Below are 21,083 nucleotides of genomic sequence, written 5' to 3' on the forward strand. Positions count from 1 at the left end.
GGCCCGCGCCGCCCTGCCAGGGTGCGCGCGGGCCAATGTTCCGGCAAGGCTGATCCGCTATCCCGCAGGTAGGGATGCGGCCCGAAGCAACGCCTGCGCATATTCGGTTTGGGGCCGTTCGAACAGATCCGCAGCACTACCCGCCTCGATCACGTCGCCCTGCTTCATCACCATGATCTTGTGGCTCATCGCGCGCACGACCGCGAGGTCGTGACTGATAAAGAGATAAGCCAACCCATATTTCACCTGCAAACGGCGCAGCAGATCAACAATCTGCACCTGCACAGTCATGTCCAGCGCACTCGTAGGCTCGTCCAGCACCAGCAACTTGGGGCGTAGGATCATGGCGCGCGCGATGGCGATACGCTGCCGCTGCCCGCCCGAAAATTCGTGCGGATAGCGATCCATCGAGCCTTGAGGAAGCTCCACCTCGTCCATCACCTCGGCAACCAGTTCGCGCACTGGCCGCCCGCCCGGATTGCCGTGCACGCCCAGCCCCTCGGCGATAATCTCGGCGCAGGTCATACGCGGTGACAGGCTGCCATAGGGGTCCTGAAATACGATCTGCATGTCGGCGCGGCGGCGGCGCAACTGGCGTGTCGACCAGCTATTCACGTCCTCGCCCATAAACGTGATGCGCCCGTCCGACCCGATCAGCCGCATGATCGCCATCGCCAGCGTCGTCTTACCTGATCCGCTCTCGCCCACGATGCCCAGCGTCTCGCCCGCGCGGACCGACAGGGTGGCGTCATTGACGGCCTTCACATACCCGACCGTCTTTTTCATAAATCCCTTCTGGATGGGAAACCAAACGCGCAAATTCTCGGTCTGGGCGACTATTGGCGCGCCGTCTGGCACCGGCTCTGGCCGCCCGGCAGCCTGCGCGCCCAGCAGTTTGCGCGTGTATTCGTGCTGCGGATTGTCGAATACCTCGGCGGTGGTGCCCGTCTCGACGATCATCCCGTCCTTCATCACGCAGACCTTATCTGCGATGCGCCGCACAATGGTCAGGTCGTGGGTGATAAAGAGCATCCCCATATCGCGACTCTTCAGTTCAGCCAGCAGGTCCAGGATCTGCGCCTGTATGGTCACGTCCAGCGCTGTCGTCGGCTCGTCCGCGATCAGGATGTCGGGCTCGTTTGCCAGTGCCATGGCGATCATCACGCGTTGCCGTTGCCCGCCAGATAGCTGGTGCGGATAGGCGCCCAGACGGCTCTCTGCGTCGCGAACACCCACTTCGTTTAGCAGCTCGATAATGCGCGCGCGCGCCGCAGACCCGGTGAGGCCTTGGTGTAGCGCCAGCGACTCGGCCACCTGTCTTTCCAGCGTGTGCAGCGGGTTCAATGATGTCATCGGCTCCTGAAAGATAAAGCTGATGTCGTTGCCGCGCACTTTGCGCAGCAATCGCCCCGGCGCGCCAATCATCTCTTGGCCATCATAGCGCACGCTGCCGGCCACTTCGGCCGAATCGCCCAGCAGCGACACCGTGCTCAGCGCCGTTACAGACTTGCCTGACCCGCTCTCGCCCACCAGCGCGACAGTCTCGCCCCGGTCGACAGTAAAGCTGACGCCATGCACGCAGCGCACCGTCTCCCCATCTTGGCGAAAGGAAATGGTCAGGTTCTCGACTTCCAGCAGGCTCATTGAAACGTCTTTCTGGGGTCGAACGCATCGCGCACGCCCTCAAAGATAAAGACCAGCAGCGAGAGCATGATCGCAAAAGCAAAGAACGCGGTGAATGCCAGCCACGGCGCCTGTAGGTTCTGCTTGGCCTGCAATGTCAGCTCGCCCAAGCTGGGCGACGAGGACGGCAGGCCAAAGCCTAAGAAGTCCAGTCCGGCCAGCAGGCTAATCGTACCGGTAATTACAAAAGGCAGCATGGTCAGCGTTGCAACCATCGCATTGGGCAGCATGTGCCGGAACATGATCCGCGCGTTGCTGACGCCCAGCGCCTTGGCCGCGCGCACGTATTCCAGGTTGCGCGCGCGCAGGAACTCGGCCCGCACAACGCCCACTAGTGCCATCCAGCCAAAGAGGACGGTGATCGCGACCAGCAACCAGAACCCCCTCGGCAATATCGCGAATAGAATTATGATGACATATAACTGCGGTGTGGCAGCCCAAATCTCGATAAAGCGCTGAAAGGTCAGGTCCAGCCAGCCGCCGAAATATCCCTGCACGGCCCCCGCTGCGACGCCGACCACTGAGGCCAGCGTCGTGACGATCAACGTAAACAGCACGGACAGGCGAAAGCCGTAAATCACCCGCGCCAGCACGTCCCGCTTGGTATTGTCGGTGCCCAGAAGGTTTTGCGCATTGGGCGGCAGCGGCGCCGCGCCGGGCCGGTCAACAGGCGTATCATAGCTGTAAGGAATTGGCGGCCAGATGGCCCAGCCGCGTGCGATCTGCTCGCCTTCGACCACGCCGTCGGCGGCGTCATTGATCACCCCTTCGGGATCGTCAAAGCAAATGTCCAGCCCGCCTGACGCAATTAGGCAGCGCACCTCCGGATCGCGGTAAACCGCCTCGGTTTTGAAATCTCCGCCGAATTCAGTTTCGGGATAAAAATTAAAGATCGGCGCATAAAACTCGCCCCGGTACTGCACCAAGATCGGTTTGTCATTCGCCAAAAACTCGGCGCAAAGGCTTAGGCCGAACACGATCGCAAACAGGATGAGCGACCAGAACGCGCGCCGATTACGCCGAAAATTGCGCCACCGGCGCTGGTTGAGCGGGGAAAGTCGCAACGGCATTACCCTTCCCGCTTCTCAAAATCGATGCGCGGATCGACAAGCACATACATCAAGTCGCTAAAGATATTCACCACGAGCCCGATCAGACCAAACAAAAACAACGTGCCGAACATTACCGGATAGTCGCGACCAACAGCGGCCTCAAAGCCTAGACGGCCAAGCCCGTCCAGTGAGAATATCGTCTCGATCAACACCGATCCGCCAAAGAAGATACCGATGAATACCGTGGGAAACCCTGCAATCACGATCAACATCGCATTGCGGAACACGTGGCCATAAAGGACGCGCTTTTCGCTCAGCCCCTTGGCGCGGGCGGTCATCACATATTGCTTCTTCACCTCATCCAGAAAGCTGTTTTTCGTCAAAAGCGTCAGCGTAGCGAAGGCGGCGATGGTGCTGGCCAGCACCGGCAGCGCGATGTGCCAAAGGTAATCCAGCGCCTTGCCGACCAGACTATACGTCTCAAACTCGTCCGAGGTCAGGCCGCGTAATGGAAATATCTTCCAATAGCTGCCGCCCGCGAACAGCACGAGCAGCATGATCGCAAACAAGAACGCTGGAATTGCATAGGCTACGATGATGATGCCGCTGGTCCATGTGTCAAAGCTGCTACCGTCGCGCACCGCCTTGGTCACGCCTAGCGGGATCGAGATCAGATAGGCTATCAATGTCGACCACAGACCCAGCGAGATCGACACCGGCATCTTTTCCAGCACCAGATCCGTCACGTTGATCTTGCGAAAATAGCTCTCGCCAAAATCAAAATGCAAGTAGTTCCACATCATCAGGGCAAACCGCTCCAATGGGGGTTTGTCGAGGCCGAATTGCTCCTCCAGTTCCTTGATCATCTCAGGGGGCAGGCCACGCGCGCCGACGTATTTGCTGTCAGCGCCCCCCGCGCCCAGCTCGGCGCCCGCGTCGCCCGCGCCTCCGGCAAAGCTGTCAAAGACGTCGCCCTTACCCTGCATATTGGCAATGGCTTGTTCGACCGGGCCACCCGGCACGAACTGTACGAGGGCAAAGTTGATAATCATGATCCCGACCAGCGTAGGGATGATCAGCAATAGCCGCCGCAGGATGTAGGCCCCCATATCGGCGCTACCTCAGCGCGCCGGCCGCATCCAGCGCGGCGGCCTTATCCGCATCCACCCACCAGAAATCCAACACGCCCAGCGCATAAGGTGGAATGGTATCGGGGTGCGCGAACATATCCCAATACGCGACCCAGTATGCGTCGTTATACCAGACCGGGATCATAAACCGCTCGTATCGCAGCGCGCGGTCTAGTGCCATCAGCGCAGCGTCCTGCGTTTCCAGATCGTTGGTTTCCAGCGAAGCATTGATGATCGCATCGACCATCGGACTGGCAAGTCCGGCGGGATTGAACAGACTGAACGACGCCTCCTGGCTGCCAAAGCGCTGCATCAGTCCGGTGCCCGGCTCAAGGAATGACGAGTAGTTGTCGAACACCAGATCATAGTCGCGGTCGCGACTGCGCAGGGTGTATTGCGACGGATCAATCTTTTCCATGCGGGCGTCGATACCCATTGCCTTAAGGTTGTTGATGAAATTCTCGACAACCGCGCCGATGGTGGCAGACCCCGATGATGGCAGCGGAAATTCGATACTCAACAGCTCGCCCGCCGCGTTCCGGCGCATGCCACCGTCGCCCACTGGCCAGCCAGCCTCATCCAGTAATTTCATCGCGCGGCGCAAATTGCGCCGGTCGGTCAAGCGGCTTGCGTCCGAGGTGTGCGCAACAACCGCAGGCTCGGTCAGCATCTCCTTGGGGATCACGTCACCAAGGCTCTTTAGCAGCTCCAGTTCGGCGCCCTCGGGGGCACCTTTTGCCTGCAAGGGCGTGTCCTGAACGAAACTGTTGCGCTGGCTGAATAGGCCATATTGCAGGCTCTCGTTTGTCCACTCAAAGTTGAAACCCAGTGAAATCGCCTCGCGCACACGCTTGTCCTGTAGCTTTTCGCGGCCAAGGTTGAACACGATTCCAGATGGTGTCGGGGGGGTGCCATCCGGCAATTCCTCCAGCTTGACCCAGCCCTTTTGTACGGCGGGAAAGTCATAGCCCGTCGCCCAAGTCTTGGAATTCGTCTCTGCGCGGAAGGTATATTCGCCTGCCGTGAATGCCTGAAACGCAGCCGAGTCGTCGGCAAAATACTCAATCCGGATCGTATCGAAATTATGTCGGCCGACGTTGATCGGCAGATCGCGCGCCCAATAGTCTGGATTACGCTTGTAGACAATGCGCCGATTCACTTCGGCTTCGTCCATCATGTATGGCCCCGATCCGGGCGCGGCATCAAGGCGCGGCTCGTCCAGACGTGCACCGGTTTCCTCATACCATGCCTTGGGAAAAACCGGCACATTACCTACCTGATCGATCAGCGACCGACGCGAGATGCCGTCTGCGAATGTGAACTTGACCGTATGATCATCCAATGCCTCGGCGCCCGTCACGCGGCGTTTGACCGCGTCGGCGTAGGATTTCAGCCCCTGATCCAGAAATAGGTTATGCGAGAAAACAACGTCATGCGCCGTCACGGGCGTACCGTCGGAAAACCGCGCCTCGGGCCGCATGTGAAAGATCACCCAAGTTTTGCCCGCGTCATACTCGAGGCTTTCGGCCAGAAGGCCGTAGGATTCGCCATAGACATCCGCCGGCGCGCCCTCGTTCGTGGCAGGCATTTCGCCCAAAAGGCTCTCGTAGACCATCCACGAATAGGCGCCCGCACGGCCCTTTCGCGAGTAGGGGTTCATCGAATCGAAAGTGCCTGAGGCATCCAGTGAAATCTCCCCGCCCTTGGGCGCGTCAGGGTTCACATAGTCGAAATGGGTGAAATCGGCGGGATACTTCAAATCACCGAAATAGCTGTAGCCGTGGCTGCGTATTACATCACCGTCCTGCGCGGTATCTTGGGCCAATGCCGCATGGGCGGCCAGCGCCGCGATGGCAAGGCCTGTCAGCGCCGCGCGCGCCCAGCGGGGCAAGGGGCCATTCACCAGGGTCCGAGGCTGGGCTGCGGTTCTCAGCGATGTCATGTCATCTATCTCCGGCTGGTGCTGCTCGTCTCATATAGCGCGCGTGCGCATGTTGCACGCTAAAGGAGGGCGCACGCGACATACAAGCGGACAAATGCACCGGCCCATGCGGCATCCCGCCCCGCCACAAAAAAGGCCGCCTTCCCGACTGGAAAAGCGGCCTTTGGCATTGTGTGCCCACTTAGAGGCAAATCACTCGCTGAATGTTGCCAAATACGCGATGACGTTGGCGCGGTCCTCGACCTTGTTCAGACCGGCAAAGCCCATGGCCGTACCGGGCGCATAGCCTGCCGGGTTCTCTAGGAACTCTTGCAGGTGCTCAGGCGTCCAGACGTCGACGACCTTTTCCAGCGCACCGGAATAGTTATAATTCGTAGCGGTATCCACTGGGCGTCCGACCACATTATACAGGTAGGGCCCGGTCGAATTCTCACCCTTTTCCAGCTTGTGGCAGGCTTTGCATTTGTTGAAAACGCGCTCGCCCTTGCCGGCATCGGCCGTAGCATAGACTTCGTCAAACGCGGGTCCGGCCGCTTCTTCGCTGCCGCCGGTGTCGCTGCCAGTGTCGATCAGATAACCCTGCACGACTTCTCCGTCATGGCCGCCTACATTTGCGTGATACAGCTCTTCTGCGACGAACTTGCCCAGCAGGAACACCAGAAAGGCGCCCGCGAAGCCGCCCAGAATTTTGGTCAATGTCATTGTATCGAACATGAGCACGCTTCCATTTGATATCCGTTGGCCGCGTATCTATCCGCTTCCCCTCCCTCTGCGCAAGGTATAGTTTCCGCGACCAAATGCCCGACCCCCGGCCAAATTTGTCCGGCGGCACGGCGCGCAGCAGGGGACGCAGCACCATGAGCCATAGTATAGCCTTTCAGGGCGAGCCGGGGGCATATTCGCATCAGGCCTGCATCCAGACCTATCCCGGCAGCACGCCCCTGCCATGCCGTACGTTTGAGGACGCGATCGAGGCAGTGCGTAGCGGTGCCGCCGATCTGGCCATGCTCCCGGTCGAGAATTCGACATTTGGGCGCGTCGCCGACATCCATCATCTACTACCGGGCAGCGGCCTTCATATAATTGGTGAGGCGTTTGTGCGGGTCGAGATTGCGCTGCTTGCCGTCAAGGGAACGCCGCTGGCCAGTGTGAGCCGCGCAAAGAGCCATCCCATGCTGCTCGGCCAGTGCCGCGGCTTTCTGGGCCAGCACGGCATCGCCCGCGTCACTGGCGCCGACACCGCCGGATCGGCGCGCGAAGTCTCCGAACTGGGCGATCCGGCCACCGCCGCATTGGCCAGCCCGCTCGCGGGCGAGATCTATGGCCTCGACGTTCTGGCCAGCGGGATTGAGGATGAAGGCGACAATACGACACGCTTCCTAGTCATGTCCGAGGGTCCCGATATGACGCGGCGCGGTGATGCGGGCATGATGACCAGTTTCGTCTTTGAGGTGCGCAACATTCCCGCCGCGCTTTACAAGGCGATGGGCGGCTTTGCGACCAACGGCGTCAACATGACCAAGCTGGAAAGCTACATGGTCGGCGGCTCGTTTACCGCGACGCAATTCTACGCTGACATCGAAGGCCACCCCGAGGATGCAAATGTTGCATTGGCGTTGGAAGAGCTTGAGTACTTCACTAGCGAGGTCAACATCCTTGGTGTGTATCCCCGCGACCCCCGCCGTGACTAGCTAAGGTCCTGAAGTTGCCGCGAATTAAGCGCCTGTCGGGTTTCCCGGCAGGCGTCTTTCGTTACAGCATCATCACGCGGCGCTTACACCGGGCCACGCAATCCGTCACGCCCCTGTGAGCGCTTTTGTTAACGCTATCACAGAGTGGCGAGGCGGGTTTTTAATTCAGACCGATAGGTTCATATTCAATGCATGGCACAGCGAAATCGCACTGCCTCAGAAAATAAACGACACACAATGGAAAAGGATTTATCCAATGAACCGCATCGCACTCATCGCCCTTCTCGCCGCCACAGCAGCTCCCGCACTGGCCGCAGATTTCACATTCAACACCCCAGCACCCATCGCCGCACGTGACATCGGTGATCGCTCTGAGCGCAACACCTTTGGTGCCCGCGACATTGAGGACCGTAAGGATTTCCAAGTCAGCGAACTGGGCCGCGAAGAGCGCGGCGGCATCAAGCAGCCAGCCGCACGTGACATCGGTGATCGCTCTGAGCGAAACACCTTTGGTGCCCGCGACATCGAGGACCGTAAGGATTTCCAAGTCAGCGAACTGGGCCGGGACGAACGTGGCGGCATCAAGCAGCCAGCCGCACGTGACATCGGTGATCGCTCTGAGCGCAACACCTTTGGTGCCCGCGATATCGCGGATCGCAAGGATTTCCAAGTCAGCGAACTGGGCCGCGAAGAGCGCGGCGGCATCAAGCAGCCAGCCGCACGTGACATCGGTGATCGCTCTGAGCGTAACACCTTTGGCGCCCGCGACATCGAGGACCGTAAGGACCGCGCAACTGTTTAAGCTATAGCAATGCCGTCTCGGTCGGCACTGGAACGACTAAAGGCGCCGGATTATCTCCGGCGCCTTTCCTACGTCCGCGCGCGCAGATCAGGCGCTGCGCGAGTATTTGTCTTCGAGATCTTTTGCGTAGGACGCCACCCGCATTTCGAACCGTTTTGCGACGTTGCCGCGCGCCAACTTCAAGGATTGCACCATCAAGCGTGCAGTCAGGTTCTGCGGTTTCAACTCCCCTATCATCCCAAGGCGGGTACGGCCGCGCGATAGTGCGACCAACTCGACCGACAGATCGGCGTTGAGCGATTTCGACACCGCCTCAAATCGCATTGCGGCGGGCGCTTCAAATCGAACCAGCGTCACCTCTAGCTGCCGACGTTTGCCGCGCATGTCAAAAGCGGCGTCCCAGATCATTCCAGCGGCGTGCGGAGTGCGGTCAACGCGGCGCTGCACCTCGCCGCCGCGGCGCAGGATCATTCGTTCCAGCGAGGCAAAGTCCGAGATTTGCGCAAACACGAAATCAATCGGTGCCTCTATGTCCTCGCGGGTAGTGAATATCATGGTGCCGTCTGCCTGTCCGTTACTGCCCCGGTTCCGTGCCGTGGTCTTGGTCGTCATTGTCGCTTCAATCCAGTGTATCTGCAAGCCAGTTGCGCAGTAGGAATTGCGCTATGGCCCCCTCGCGCGCTGGGGACAAAAACGGATGGCGCCCAGCAAACGCCTCCATCACATCCTCGCGCGTGACCCAGACTGCATCCTCGATCTCAATCGGATCGACGGTAATCTCTTGGCTCAGCGCCTCGCCCCGGCAGCCGATCATCAGGGAGGCGGGAAAGGGCCATGGCTGGCTGGCCAGATACGAAACCGCGCCGACGCACACGCGCGTCTCCTCATATACCTCACGGCGCACGGCCGCCTCTAGCGTCTCGCCAGGTTCAACAAAGCCGGCCAGCAGCGAATACATCCCCTCCGGCCAGCTTGGCGAGCGCCCTAACAGCGTGGAATTACCATGCGTAATCAGCATAATAACGACCGGATCGGTGCGCGGAAAATGGTGCGCCTCGCAGACCGGACAACTCCGCTGCCAACCCGATTGCACCATGTCGCTGGCCGCACCGCAGCGCGAGCAGAATCCGTGTGTATCGTGCCAAGCGAATAGCCCGCGCGCAGTCGCGGCCAGCGCCGCGTCTTGGGCGTCCAACTGCACCATGATGCGGCGCAGTTCAGCAAAAAGTTGGGTATCTGGCAGCCCCGGATGCCGCTGCTCTGAGGCATCCAGAAATGTGTTCAGCTCGTCCAGATCGCCGCTGGGCGTCCAGTGCGAAATGTCATGCGCAAAGATCAGGCGCCCCTCCCCGTCCGGCCCCTCGCGGCCCAGCAGCAGGCGGCGTGCGCCCTCCAGCACCGGGTGATCGAGGCCTAGGCGCACGAGCGGGGCCAGGCCGTCCCCCTGCACCAGCGGCTTGCCGCGCCACATCAGGATCGTCTCCGCGCCGGACCCGGCAATGATCGGGGCCAGATCGCCGCCACGCAGCTCGGCCGCGCGTTCCAGCGTTCCGCCTGCGAATGTCACTGTTTCTGCCAGCTTCACGGCTGCCCCTCCAGAATGTGCGCCCCGCATGCGGGGCTGCGGACAGGTGCCACGGAACGCAGTCCGCGCGCAAGCGTTCGCAAAGAGGCACTATGACGCGACGGCAACACTTAACTAGAAATACCCCGGCTCTGCCATGGGTTGAATAATTATCATTTCGCAAAATCCAAAGTTGCGTTACGCCTGATATTCCGCAGGTGCGTCACGGTCCTGAGCAGCAGCCAACCCAACACGCGCCGTCGGCGCAGAAAGCGCATGATCCTAGAGCCTCCCCCACAGCCCGACGACCACGAGGTCGCCCTGCCAGAGGGTGTTACCGCGCAACTGCGCTTACTAGAGACGACGGATCTGCACGCGCATCTGCTGCCCTACGATTATCACTCGGATAACGGCGATCAGCCATGGGGGTTGGCCCGCGTTGCAACGCTGATCCGCGCGGCCCGGGCGCAGGTTCGCAACGTGATGCTTTTCGACAATGGTGATGCGCTTCAGGGCACGCCGATGGGCGATCTGACAACCGGGCCTGCCCCAGAATGGCGTGGGCCGAACCCGGTGATCGCAGCTATGAACCGGCTTAATTATGACGCAGCAACGCTGGGCAATCACGAGTTCAACTTTGGTCTCAATTGGCTGGGCAGGGCCTTGGGCGATGCGACTTTTCCGGTAACATGTGCCAACATCATGACGCCAGAGGGTGCCACCCCCGCGCGCAGCTACCTGCCGCAATACCTTCTGCTGCGCCGTACCCTCGCGTGTGATGATGGCGCTGAATACCCTTTGACACTCGGCGTGATTGGACTGGTCCCGCCGCAGATCACCACATGGGATCACGCGCATTTGGCAGGCCAACTGCACGTGCAGGATATGATCCAGACCGCCCGCCGCATCGTGCCGCAGGTGCGCGCGGCCGGCGCCGATATTGTGCTACTCTTGGCACATAGCGGCATTGACGGTGCGCACGCCATTCCCATGATGGAAAACGCTGCGGTTCCGCTGGCCGCAATTGAGGGCGTGGATGCCATCATGGCAGGCCATAGTCACGATATCTTCCCCCAACCCGAGGCCACCGGAAATACGCACTCGCAGGATACGATGGAGGCCGCCGCCGTCGATCACGCGCGCGGCGTGCTGTCAGGTAAGCCTGCTGTCATGGCGGGCGCATGGGGCTCGCATTTGGGCGTACTGGACCTTTCGCTTGAGGCGCGCGGTGGCCGCTGGCGGATCTCTGGCCACACCGCCGAGGCGCGGCCCGTCGCCAGCGTGCCCGGTCCGCCAGCCACCCGCGCGCCGGTCTTGTCCATCTCTTGCGATGCAGACCTGTCGCGCGCTCTGGGACCGGCGCATCGCCTGACGCTGCGCCATATGCACCGGCCGATCGGTCAAGCGCGCGCCCGGCTGCACAGCTACCTTGCCATGGCGCGCGCGGACGCGTCTGTTGCCGCCGTCAACGCAGTTCAAACCCGCCTGCTGGCCCGCGCATTGCAGGGCACCGCACATGAGGGTCTGCCGATCCTGTCAGCTACTGCCGCGTTCAAAACCGGTGGGCGCGGCGGGCCAAACAACTTTACCGATCTGCCAGAGGGCCCCCTGTCGCTGCGCCATGCAGCGGATCTCTATCCCTTTCCCAATCATCTGTGCGGAATGATTCTGACCGGCGCCGACCTGCGCGACTGGCTTGAGCGGGCTGCGATCTGCTTTGCCACCGTGCGGCCCGGCGCACCCGAAGCGATGCTGCGCGACTATAGCGTGCCGGGACACGACTTTGATGTGATCTCGGGCCTGACCTACCGGATCGATCTGTCGGCCGCGCCGCGCTATGACCGTCACGGCGCGGCACTGGACGCGGCGCCCGGCGTGGGGGCGGGCCGAATTCAGGACCTGTGCTACAACGGGCTCCCGCTGGCCGCTGACGCCCGCTTCGCCCTTGCCACCAACAGCTATCGCGCTTTTGGTGCCGGCGCATTTACCCGGCCGGATGATGCGCGCATCGTCCACGTCTCGGACACTGCGTTGCGCGATGATTTGGTGGCCGAGATTGCACATACGCCGCTGGCGGCACCCGCCGAGCACACAGCAAACTGGCGCTTTGTCCCCTTGCCGGGGTCTAGCGTGCTGCTGGATACCGGGAAGGGCCTGAGAACTGATCCTTCGGCGTTGGACGACATGACTGCCGACGACCTCGGCCTGACGCCCGCGGGATTTCAGCGCCTGCGCATCTGGCTGTAGCAGGCGGCATCACGTGATCGTGAGCATAACAGCCCGCGTGCCGCGCTACCTTTGCCGCAGAAACATCAGGAGACACAGTATGACACATCCCCATCTGACACGCCGCCGCCTGCTGGGCGCTGTTGCTGCATTGCCGCTGGCCCATGTCGCCTACGCCGCCGCCCCCATGATGGGCGCCTCTGCCGCTGTTCATCGGCGCATCACCCTTGGCGGGTTTGAGGTGACGACGTTACTGGCCGGTACGATGCCGCGCGAGGACCCGCACAGCATCTTTGGCCTCAATGTCGACCAAGCCGCATTTGAGCAAGTCGCGCAGGATGCAATGCTGCCGGTGGACATGGCTCAGTTTTTCTTTACCCCGACGCTGGTGAATACAGGCGAGGCATTAGTGCTATTTGACACCGGCCTGAATCCGGCTGGGATCACCGAGGCCCTGACTGCAGCAGGCTACACCCCCGACCAAGTCGACATCGTGGTGCTGACACACATGCACGGCGATCATATCGGGGGCCTCAGCGGCGACGGCGGCGTGACATTTCCGAACGCACGTTATGTGACGGGCACCACCGAATATGACCACTGGGCCGCAGCCGGAGACGACAATTTCGACGCTCGCATGCGCCCCCTAGCCGAGCAGACGACGATGATCACCCCCGGCGACACAGCCGCCCCCGGTATCACAGCGGTTGAGGCGTTCGGCCACACCCCTGGCCACATGGCCTACATGCTGGAATCGGACGGCAAATCGCTGCTGATCGCCGCAGATTTCGCCAATCACCCGGTCTTTTCGCTGGAGCAGCCAGATTGGGAGGTTAAGTTCGATATGGACAAGCCCGCCGCCGCCGCGACCCGGCACAAGCTGCTGGATATGCTCGCCGCGGACGGAACGCCCTTTATCGGCTACCACATGCCATTCCCGGCCATGGGTTACGTTGAAAAGCGCGGGGATGGTTATGGCTACATCCCAGAGAGCTATCAACTCCGCCTCTGAAGACGCTTCTTCTTTTCTCATCCGCCCCGCCCCATATTGGGCGGATGAGTGATGCCTCCCCCACCCTCGCCCAGATCGAACAGATCGCGCGCAGCACGGTCGCGGATTTGCCCGCCCCCTTTGCCACCGCCGCGCGGGAGGTCGTGCTAAGGGTCGAGGATTTGCCGGATGCCCAAATGCTGGCCGATCTGGAAATGGACAACCCCCTCGAGCTTACCGGGCTATACGAGGGTGTGCCGATGACCCACAAATCGGTTAGCTACCCCGAGCCATGGCCCGATACAGTCTGGCTATTCCGCAAGCCGATTCTGGCTGAACTGGCCACGCGTGACGGCGTCACGTTGGAGCAGTTGGTCGCGCATGTCACGATCCACGAATTCGCGCATCATTTCGGTTGGTCCGACGACGATATCGCCACCATAGACCGCTGGTGGGAATAGCGGCGCTAAGGCGCGTTATCCCGCACTCTCGTCACGCCAGCTATTGGCGATGGGATAGCGGCGATCTAGCCAGAACGCGTGCTTGCTCAGCCGTGTGCCCGGCGCGGATTGAAAGCGTTTGTATTCGCTGATGTAAATCAGATGCTCGACCTTCTTGGCATCCGCCCGGTCAAATCCGGCTTTGACGCAATCTTCGATACTGCCGTCGCCATCCACCAGTATTTGCAGGATCGCGTCCAGCACCGGATAATCAGGCAGTGAGTCGCTGTCCTTTTGGTCGTCGCGCAGTTCCGCACTTGGCGGCTTGTCGATAATGCGCGGCGCGATCATCTCACCCTCCGGGCCCATCATCCACGGGCGGTGGTTGACGTTGCGCCAGCGGCAGATGTCGAAAACGCGCGTTTTATACATATCTTTGATCGGATTATAGCCGCCCGCCATGTCGCCATAGATTGTGGCATAGCCGACAGCCACTTCGGACTTGTTCCCGGTAGTCAGCAGCATCTCGCCAAACTTGTTAGACATCGCCATGAGAAGCAGGCCGCGCAGGCGCGACTGAATATTCTCTTCAGTCACGTCCGGCTCGGTCCCGTCAAACAGCGGCGCGAGTGTCGCGGTAATCGCTGCGCGTCCTTCGGCAATCGGGACGAAATCATACTGGCAGCCCAGCGCCCCTGCCACCGCCAACGCATCGTCCAGCGACGCCTGCGACGTATATTCGGACGGCAGCATCACGCAGCGCACATTTTGAGGCCCCAGCGCATCGGCGGCGATCGTCGCCACGATGGCCGAATCGATACCGCCAGACAGGCCCAGCAGCACCTTTTTGAACCCCGTTTTGCGCATGTAGTCGCGCAAGGACAGCACCATCGCATTGTAATCCTGCTCCAGCGCGTCCGGCAAATGGGCCAGATCACCTTTCTGCGCCACCCAGCCGTCCGGCCCGCGCAGAAAATCCACATGCGCTAGCCCAGCCTCGAACACCGGCATCTGCACCGCCAGTGCGCCGCCCGGATTTAACACAAAACTACCGCCGTCGAACACCTGATCGTCCTGCCCGCCGACAAGGTTCAGATAGACCAGCGGCAGGCCCGTCTCGACCACGCGGCTAACCATGATCGTCTGTCGGGTATCCATCTTGCCCCGGTAATAGGGCGATCCATTTGGCACCAGCAGCAACTCGGCTCCTGTCTCGGCCAGTGTCTCGGTGACGTCCTCGTGCCATGCATCCTCGCAAATAGGGCTGCCGATGCGGATGCCGCCAACGGTATAGGGTCCTGCCACGGGGGCCGCGCCGTATAGGCGGACCTCATCAAATACTGTCTCGTTCGGGAGGTGATGCTTTAGCACGCAGGCTGTCACAGCGCCGCCTTGCAGCACGTAATAGGCGTTGAACAGCTCTGCCCCTTCCAGCGCGGGGCCGCCGATGGCGATGGCCGGGCCTTCCGCGCAATCGGCTGCTATCTGGTGGATCGCGGCGATGGCGGCCTGATGGAACACGGGCTTCATCACCAAATCCTGAGTGTTATAGCCGGTGATAAACATTTCAGGCAGCGCCAGCATATCGGCGCCTGCCGCCTTGGCCTGGTCCCACGCATCCCGCACCTGCGCGGCGTTACCGTCCAGATCGCCCACCGTGGCATTCAGCTGGGCGAGGGTCAGGCGAAACTTGTCGGACATGGGCGGTTCCTTTCCGTTTATGCCCGGACATCTAGCAGATGAGCGCGCGGAGGAAAGCCGATTTGACCGAATCGCGTTGCCCCGATGGGGCCTGTCCATTAACTTCGGCCAAAGCCGCGCGATGTCGCGGCCAAGGGTATTCGAGGCAGAGCATGGCATCCACTAAGGCAAGACAGATCGTTTTCGCGGTTTCCATGGCGCTGGCCGCGGGCGGCGCGGCGGCACAGGACGGCACCGTCCAGACCAAGCAATACGACGATGGCGGCGTTTACGAGGGCACGTTCAAGGACGGACTGCAGCATGGCACCGGCACCTACACCCTGCCCAATGGCTACGAATACTCCGGCGATTGGCAAGAGGGCGAAATCAAAGGCACTGGCACCGCCCGTTTTCCGAACGGATCTGTCTACGAGGGCGAATTCGCACTGGGCAAGCCCAACGGCGTGGGCAAGATCGTGTTCACCGACGGCGGCACGTTTGAGGGCGGCTGGGTCAACGGCAAGATCACCGGGCGCGGCACGGCCGTCTATGCCAATGGCGTGCGTTACGAGGGCGAGTTTCTGAACGCCATGCACCACGGGCGCGGCGCAATGACGTCGCCCAACGGCTATATCTATGACGGCGACTGGATTGAGGGCGTCAAAGATGGCAACGCGTCCATAACCTATCCCGATGGCGCGACCTATGAGGGCGAAGTCAGGCGCGGCGCGCGCGACGGCACCGGCACGCTGACGATGCCCGATGGCCTGATCTATGCGGGCCTGTGGAAGGACGGCCAGATCGACGGCAAAGGCACGCTGACCCAACCGGGCGGCGACGTCTATGAGGGCGATTTGGTAGCTGGCCGCCGCGAAGGTCAGGGCCGCGTCGCATACTCGGGCGGCGACGTCTATGAGGGCTCGTTCGCGGGCGACAAGCGTGACGGCCAAGGCACGTTTACCGGAACGGACGGATATATCTACACCGGCTCTTGGGTGGCGGGCAAAATCTCGGGCACCGGACGGGTGACCTATCCTGACGGATCAGTCTACGAGGGCGAATTCCGCGACGATCTGGCAAATGGCGAGGGCAAGATCACCTATCCCGACGGCGCCACCTACGAGGGCGCGTGGCTGAACGGCGTGATCGAGGGGCGCGGGCGCGCCACCTATCCCAGTGGTCTGATCTATGAGGGCATGTTCCAAAACGCGCGCAACCACGGCCAGGGTGTGATGACCTATGCCGACGGCTACCGCTATGAGGGCGACTGGATTGAGGGCGAGCGCGAGGGCAACGGCACCGCCACCTATCCCGATGGCACAGTCTATACGGGCGGCTTCAAAGGCGGCCAACGCGACGGTATGGGCAAGATCGAGATGCAAGACGGTTTCGTCTACGAAGGCGAATGGAAAGACGGCGAGATTAACGGAGCCGGCATCGCGACCTACGCCAACGGCGACGTTTATGAAGGCCTGTTTCAGGACGGCAAGCGGCAGGGAGCTGGCACGATGCGTTATGCCACCGGGCAGGAGGACAGCGGCGATTGGCGAAATGGCGCGCTGGCCACCGAAAATAGCGCCCCGCCTGTTGCCGATACCGCAGAGCCTGCGGCCAGCGATGCATCGCAGCCAGAGGCGGAAGGCGAGCCCGCCGCTGCCACCCCTGATGAGAGCGAACCCGCTGCCGAATAAGCGCGGCGCGCCCGCGATTGCAAGCGCGCCGCCAACCTGCCAGACTTGGGAATAGGATATCACTTGTGGGCGGCCGCGCCGCCCCCTGCCCAAGGAGTGACCAATGCCCCATACCGGATCTTGCATGTGCGGCGCTGCCAAGTTCAGCTTTGACGCGCCCGTGACCGAAGCTGCCGCGTGCCATTGTTCCACCTGCCGCAAGTGGTCGGGCGGTATTTTGATGGCTGTTGAGGTGCCAGCGGAGGACCTAAAAATCCAAGCAGGCGACACAGTCAAGGTCTATCCGTCCTCCGAATGGGGCGAGCGCTCCTTTTGCTCTGATTGCGGAAGTAGCCTGTGGTTTCGCCTCATAGCGCCAGGCCCGAAACATGGTACATATTATCTCAGCATGGGCACGCTGGACGACACCAGCGGCATTACCATGACCCACGAGATATTCTCGGATCAACGGCCCGAGGGCTACGCGATGGCGGGCGATCACACCCGCATGACAAGCGACGAATTCTTCGCCATGATGCAAGAAGAAATGTCGTAGGATCGCTAACGCGCCGCCAGCATCGCCAGCCGGATTAACGCCCGCTCAACCAGTGCCATCTGCGGCGCGGTCTGGGCGGCCGATCGTAGCGCAAGATCCGTTTCGGTCAGCACGCCCAGCGCCACCTCCAGATTTGCCGCGCCCCATGCCTGCGCCTGGCGCTGCATTCTGTCGCGGCGCGGGCCAAAGACGGGCGGTCGCATTCGCGAGATCCCTTGGCTGACGCCGCCGGGATCGGACGCCGCCGTATAAAGCGTGCGGAAATGTCGCGAGGCCGCGATCACAAGGCCCACAGGCTGCACCCCCTGCGCCCTCAGCCGCTTCATCATCGGGCCAATCTCGCCCGAGCGAGCCTCGGCCACGATGTGCAGGACGTCATCCAGATCCGCCTCGACTGACGCGGGCGCGCAGGCGGCGATATCATCGGGCGTGACGGGCGTGTCGTCGTTCAGCTTGTACAGTGACAGCTTGTCCATCGTCTGGCGAAAATCGCCGGGGTCCAGCGCGCGGCCCAGATCATTGAGGTCGCGCATCGCCTCCGGTCCGATGTTTTTCAGCCCTGAGGACGCCAGCATCGCCTCAATCTCGGCCCGGCTGGGCGGGTCATCATATATGGCCACCGCATACGCATTCTTATGCGCCTCGAAGGCCTTACGCAGCTTTGACGTCGGCTTTAGCTGGCCTGCCGTCACGATGATCTGCGCATCGTTCTCGCGCCAGTCAGCCAGAGCGGCGAGGATGGGCGCGGCGAGTGCCTCGGTCGCGTCCTCGACAAAGGCGACGCGCGGGCCGGGAAAAAAACTGGCGGCTTTGACTGCATCATTCAGGCGCGCGGGGTCCTTACGCAATTCGCCCGCAGGCATCCGGGTGATGCGCATCTCCTCCTCGCCGGTGGGGCCGGCGAGGGCCGCGATCACCTCGGCGCGGCGCAGCGCGATGCGCATCGCGTCGGCGCCATAGATCAGCAGTCCAGTGCGGGCCGCCTCAGGCCGCGCGAAATAGCCGGGCGCGTCGCGGGCCGGCAGCTTCATGGCGCTGGCGCCCTGTGGGTCGTATCAAACCACGACATTGACGATGCGCCCCGGCACGACGATGACCTTTTTCGGCTGCCCGCCATCCAGCGCTCGCTGGACGGCCTCGGTCGCCAGCGCAATCGCCTCAACCTCATCTTTGGGCATATCCTGCGGCACCTGAATTTCGGTGCGCCGCTTGCCGTTGATCTGGACGGGCAGCGTGACGGTGTCGTCCTTCATCATCGAAGGGTCCGCCACAGGCCACGGCGCCGTGGCGATCAGGCCCTCGCCGCCCAGCATCTGCCACAGCTCCTCTGCCAGATGGGGCGTCATGGGTGACATCAGCTGCGCCAGAGTGCGCGCCGCTTCGCGCTTGGCCTGCGTCCCTGCCTCACTTTTGGCCAGAACGCCGGTAAAGGCATAGAGCCTTGCAATAGCCGCGTTAAAGCCAAACGATTCGACCCCGGTGCTGACATCATGGATCGCCTTATGCATCTCGCGCAAAAGGGCATCATCGGCATCCGGTGCTGCATCCACGGCGCCTTCCGCGATCTCAGATGCGATGCGCCAGACCCTTGCGAGGTGTTTATGCGCGGCTTCAGCACCTGCTGCGGTCCACTCCACATCCCGCTCGGGCGGGCTATCAGACAGGACAAACCAGCGCGCGGTATCTGCGCCGTAGGCGTCGATGATGCCGATGGGGTCGACCACGTTCTTCTTGGATTTCGACATCTTGGCCGAGGGGACGATTTCAACCTCCGTGCCGTCCGCCAGCCTGCCGTCTGTCACATCCTCGGGCAGGTGATAAACTGGCCGGCCCGCCGTGTCTTTGGTCTGGTAAATTTCGTGCGTGACCATCCCTTGGGTGAACAGCGCGTTGAACGGCTCCACCGCTGAGGCGGGCAGATGGCCCGTCAGCTTCATCGCGCGTGCGAAAAAGCGACTGTAGAGCAGATGCAAAATCGCGTGTTCGACGCCGCCGATATACTGGTCGACGTTCATCCAATAGTCCGCAGCCGCCAGATCGGTAGGCGTGTCCGCGCGCGGCGCGGTAAAGCGTACGTAATACCAGGAGCTATCGACAAACGTGTCCATCGTGTCCGTCTCGCGCCGGGCATCGGCGCCGCAGGCGGGGCAGGACGTGTGCCGCCACGTCGGGTGGCGGTCCAGCGGGTTGCCGGGAATATCGAATGTCACGTCATCCGGCAGGCAGATAGGCAGGTTTTCCTTCTTTTCCGGCACCACACCGCAAGCGTCGCAATGCACAACCGGAATCGGGCAACCCCAATAGCGCTGGCGGCTTAGCCCCCAGTCGCGCAAGCGAAACTTGGTCACGCCTTGGCCTACGCCATTCGCCTCGCAAAAATCGATGGTCGCATCAATGGCCTCTGCGCCTGTCTGCCATGTATCGCCGACAAAGCTGCTGACGTAATGCACCGGTTCGGTCTTGGGCGGGACGAAGGCCTCGGTCAGCGCTGGGTCCGCATCCTCGGCGGGCAAAAACGCCGGGATAATCGGCAGGCCGTATTTGGTGGCAAAGTCAAAGTCGCGCTGGTCATGCGCCGGGCAGCCAAAGATCGCGCCGGTGCCGTATTCCATCAGTACGAAATTGGCGACATAGACCGGCAATTCCCACGAAGTGTCGAACGGGTGGCGCACGGTCAGCCCAGTGTCGTAGCCGCGTTTTTCGGCCTTCTCCATCGCCTCCTCGGTGGTGCCGCCCTTGCGGCATTCGGCCGAGAACGCAGCCAGATCTGCGTTATCTTTCTCTAGGTGTTTCGCCAGAGGGTGATCGGGCGAAACCGCGACAAAACTGGCGCCAAGCAGCGTATCAGGGCGGGTGGTGTACACCTCGATCCGGTCGAAATTCTCGGGGCCGTCATTCAGGCCAAACGCAAACTGAAGCCCGCGCGACTTGCCGATCCAGTTTTCCTGCATCAGGCGCACCTTGGCGGGCCAGTTGTCCAGCGTATCCAGCGCCTCTAGCAGCTCTTCGGCCATGTCCGAGATCGCAAAGAACCACTGCGTCAGTTCGCGCCGCTCGACCTCCGCGCCCGAGCGCCAGCCCTTACCATTTTCAACCTGCTCATTGGCGAGCACCGTCATGTCGACGGGGTCCCAGTTTACCACCGCGTTTTTGCGGTAGACCAACCCGGCCTCCAGCATATCGAGGAACAGCGCCTGCTGCTGGCCGTAATATTCTGGATCGCAGGTGGCGAACTCCCGGCTCCAGTCGATGCTCAGGCCCAGCGGCTTCATCTGGGCGCGCATGTCGGCGATGTTCTGGTACGTCCAATCCTTGGGGTGGCCGCCCGACGCCATTGCGGCATTCTCGGCGGGCATCCCGAACGCATCCCAGCCCATGGGATGCAGCACGTTGTGCCCTGTCGCCAGCTTGTGCCGCGCGATTACATCGCCCATCGTGTAGTTGCGCACATGGCCCATGTGGATGCGCCCCGACGGATAGGGGAACATCTCTAGCACGTAATATTTTGGCCGCGAGGGATCGGGTTCGGCGCGGAAGATTCCGGCCTCGTCCCAGGCCTTTTGCCAGTTGGCTTCAATCTCGGCGGCAGAATAACGGGACATGTGCGGCATCTTTCCAGCGGGTGGCGTTGGGTGCCTGTGATAGGGCGCGCGGCG

General features: G+C 61.6%; 17 protein-coding genes. 7 read left to right on the forward strand and 10 right to left on the reverse strand.

The features are described from left to right. Positions 1 to 57 precede the first annotated feature (57 nt). From MK6180000_RS11365 to MK6180000_RS11385, 5 genes are all read right to left on the reverse strand, one after another. A complete protein-coding gene (locus MK6180000_RS11365; RefSeq protein ID WP_138934842.1) occupies positions 58 to 1,644 on the reverse strand; it encodes an ABC transporter ATP-binding protein in 1,587 nt (528 codons plus the stop codon). Further along, positions 1,641 to 2,747, reverse strand: coding sequence for an ABC transporter permease (locus tag MK6180000_RS11370; RefSeq protein WP_138936472.1), 1,107 nt, complete (start codon positions 2,745 to 2,747; stop codon positions 1,641 to 1,643). Before MK6180000_RS11370 ends, MK6180000_RS11365 begins: the two co-directional genes overlap by 4 nt. A gap of 5 nt (positions 2,748 to 2,752) precedes the next feature. Next, the gene (locus MK6180000_RS11375; protein WP_138934843.1) at positions 2,753 to 3,844 is read right to left on the reverse strand and encodes a microcin C ABC transporter permease YejB; all 1,092 of its coding nucleotides are present in this window, start codon (positions 3,842 to 3,844) and stop codon (positions 2,753 to 2,755) included. A gap of 7 nt (positions 3,845 to 3,851) precedes the next feature. After that, a complete protein-coding gene (locus MK6180000_RS11380) occupies positions 3,852 to 5,807 on the reverse strand; it encodes an extracellular solute-binding protein (protein WP_138934844.1) in 1,956 nt (651 codons plus the stop codon). A gap of 192 nt (positions 5,808 to 5,999) precedes the next feature. Continuing rightward, positions 6,000 to 6,521 (reverse strand): c-type cytochrome, encoded by a 522-nt coding sequence (locus MK6180000_RS11385; protein ID WP_138934845.1) that lies wholly within the window; start codon positions 6,519 to 6,521, stop codon positions 6,000 to 6,002. Positions 6,522 to 6,664: 143 nt separating this feature from the next. Here MK6180000_RS11385 and MK6180000_RS11390 point away from each other — a divergent pair, with 143 nt between their 5' ends. Next, positions 6,665 to 7,498 (forward strand): prephenate dehydratase, encoded by an 834-nt coding sequence (locus MK6180000_RS11390; RefSeq protein ID WP_138934846.1) that lies wholly within the window; start codon positions 6,665 to 6,667, stop codon positions 7,496 to 7,498. A 256-nt stretch (positions 7,499 to 7,754) separates the two neighbouring features. Continuing rightward, a complete protein-coding gene (locus MK6180000_RS11395; RefSeq protein WP_138934847.1) occupies positions 7,755 to 8,300 on the forward strand; it encodes a hypothetical protein in 546 nt (181 codons plus the stop codon). A gap of 87 nt (positions 8,301 to 8,387) precedes the next feature. Here MK6180000_RS11395 and MK6180000_RS11400 read toward each other — a convergent pair whose 3' ends face one another. Together MK6180000_RS11400 and nudC are read right to left on the reverse strand one after the other, a co-directional pair. Further along, positions 8,388 to 8,912 (reverse strand): SRPBCC family protein, encoded by a 525-nt coding sequence (locus MK6180000_RS11400; protein ID WP_246040496.1) that lies wholly within the window; start codon positions 8,910 to 8,912, stop codon positions 8,388 to 8,390. Between the two features lie 7 nt (positions 8,913 to 8,919). Next, entirely contained in the window at positions 8,920 to 9,885 is a 966-nt protein-coding gene (nudC, locus tag MK6180000_RS11405; RefSeq protein WP_138934848.1) for an NAD(+) diphosphatase, read from the reverse strand. 255 nt (positions 9,886 to 10,140) lie between these two features. On the opposite strand from nudC, the gene MK6180000_RS11410 reads away from it, so the two are divergent. From MK6180000_RS11410 to MK6180000_RS11420, 3 genes are all read left to right on the forward strand, one after another. Continuing rightward, entirely contained in the window at positions 10,141 to 12,111 is a 1,971-nt protein-coding gene (locus MK6180000_RS11410) for a bifunctional 2',3'-cyclic-nucleotide 2'-phosphodiesterase/3'-nucleotidase (protein ID WP_138934849.1), read from the forward strand. Positions 12,112 to 12,190: 79 nt separating this feature from the next. Further along, the gene (locus tag MK6180000_RS11415) at positions 12,191 to 13,102 is read left to right on the forward strand and encodes an MBL fold metallo-hydrolase (protein ID WP_138934850.1); all 912 of its coding nucleotides are present in this window, start codon (positions 12,191 to 12,193) and stop codon (positions 13,100 to 13,102) included. A 44-nt stretch (positions 13,103 to 13,146) separates the two neighbouring features. After that, positions 13,147 to 13,542, forward strand: a complete 396-nt coding sequence (locus MK6180000_RS11420) for a metallopeptidase family protein (protein WP_138934851.1) — start codon at positions 13,147 to 13,149, stop codon at positions 13,540 to 13,542. A gap of 15 nt (positions 13,543 to 13,557) precedes the next feature. Here MK6180000_RS11420 and MK6180000_RS11425 read toward each other — a convergent pair whose 3' ends face one another. Beyond that, complete coding sequence (locus MK6180000_RS11425; protein WP_138934852.1) at positions 13,558 to 15,222, reverse strand: NAD+ synthase; 1,665 nt, start codon at positions 15,220 to 15,222, stop codon at positions 13,558 to 13,560. 152 nt (positions 15,223 to 15,374) lie between these two features. Here MK6180000_RS11425 and MK6180000_RS11430 point away from each other — a divergent pair, with 152 nt between their 5' ends. After that, positions 15,375 to 16,892: an MORN repeat-containing protein gene (locus tag MK6180000_RS11430; RefSeq protein ID WP_138934853.1), complete on the forward strand. Its 1,518-nt coding sequence runs from the start codon at positions 15,375 to 15,377 to the stop codon at positions 16,890 to 16,892. 103 nt (positions 16,893 to 16,995) lie between these two features. Next, positions 16,996 to 17,427 (forward strand): GFA family protein, encoded by a 432-nt coding sequence (locus tag MK6180000_RS11435; RefSeq protein WP_138934854.1) that lies wholly within the window; start codon positions 16,996 to 16,998, stop codon positions 17,425 to 17,427. A gap of 5 nt (positions 17,428 to 17,432) precedes the next feature. On the opposite strand, the gene holA is transcribed toward MK6180000_RS11435, so the two are convergent. After that, positions 17,433 to 18,458 carry a DNA polymerase III subunit delta gene (gene holA / locus MK6180000_RS11440; RefSeq protein ID WP_138934855.1) on the reverse strand — a complete coding sequence of 342 codons (1,026 nt, stop codon included), beginning with the start codon at positions 18,456 to 18,458 and terminating at the stop codon, positions 17,433 to 17,435. A 24-nt stretch (positions 18,459 to 18,482) separates the two neighbouring features. Then, a complete protein-coding gene (gene leuS / locus MK6180000_RS11445; RefSeq protein ID WP_138934856.1) occupies positions 18,483 to 21,029 on the reverse strand; it encodes a leucine--tRNA ligase in 2,547 nt (848 codons plus the stop codon). Between the last annotated feature and the right edge of the window lie 54 nt (positions 21,030 to 21,083).

This window comes from Roseovarius arcticus (genome assembly GCF_006125015.1).
Classification (GTDB): domain Bacteria; phylum Pseudomonadota; class Alphaproteobacteria; order Rhodobacterales; family Rhodobacteraceae; genus Roseovarius; species Roseovarius arcticus.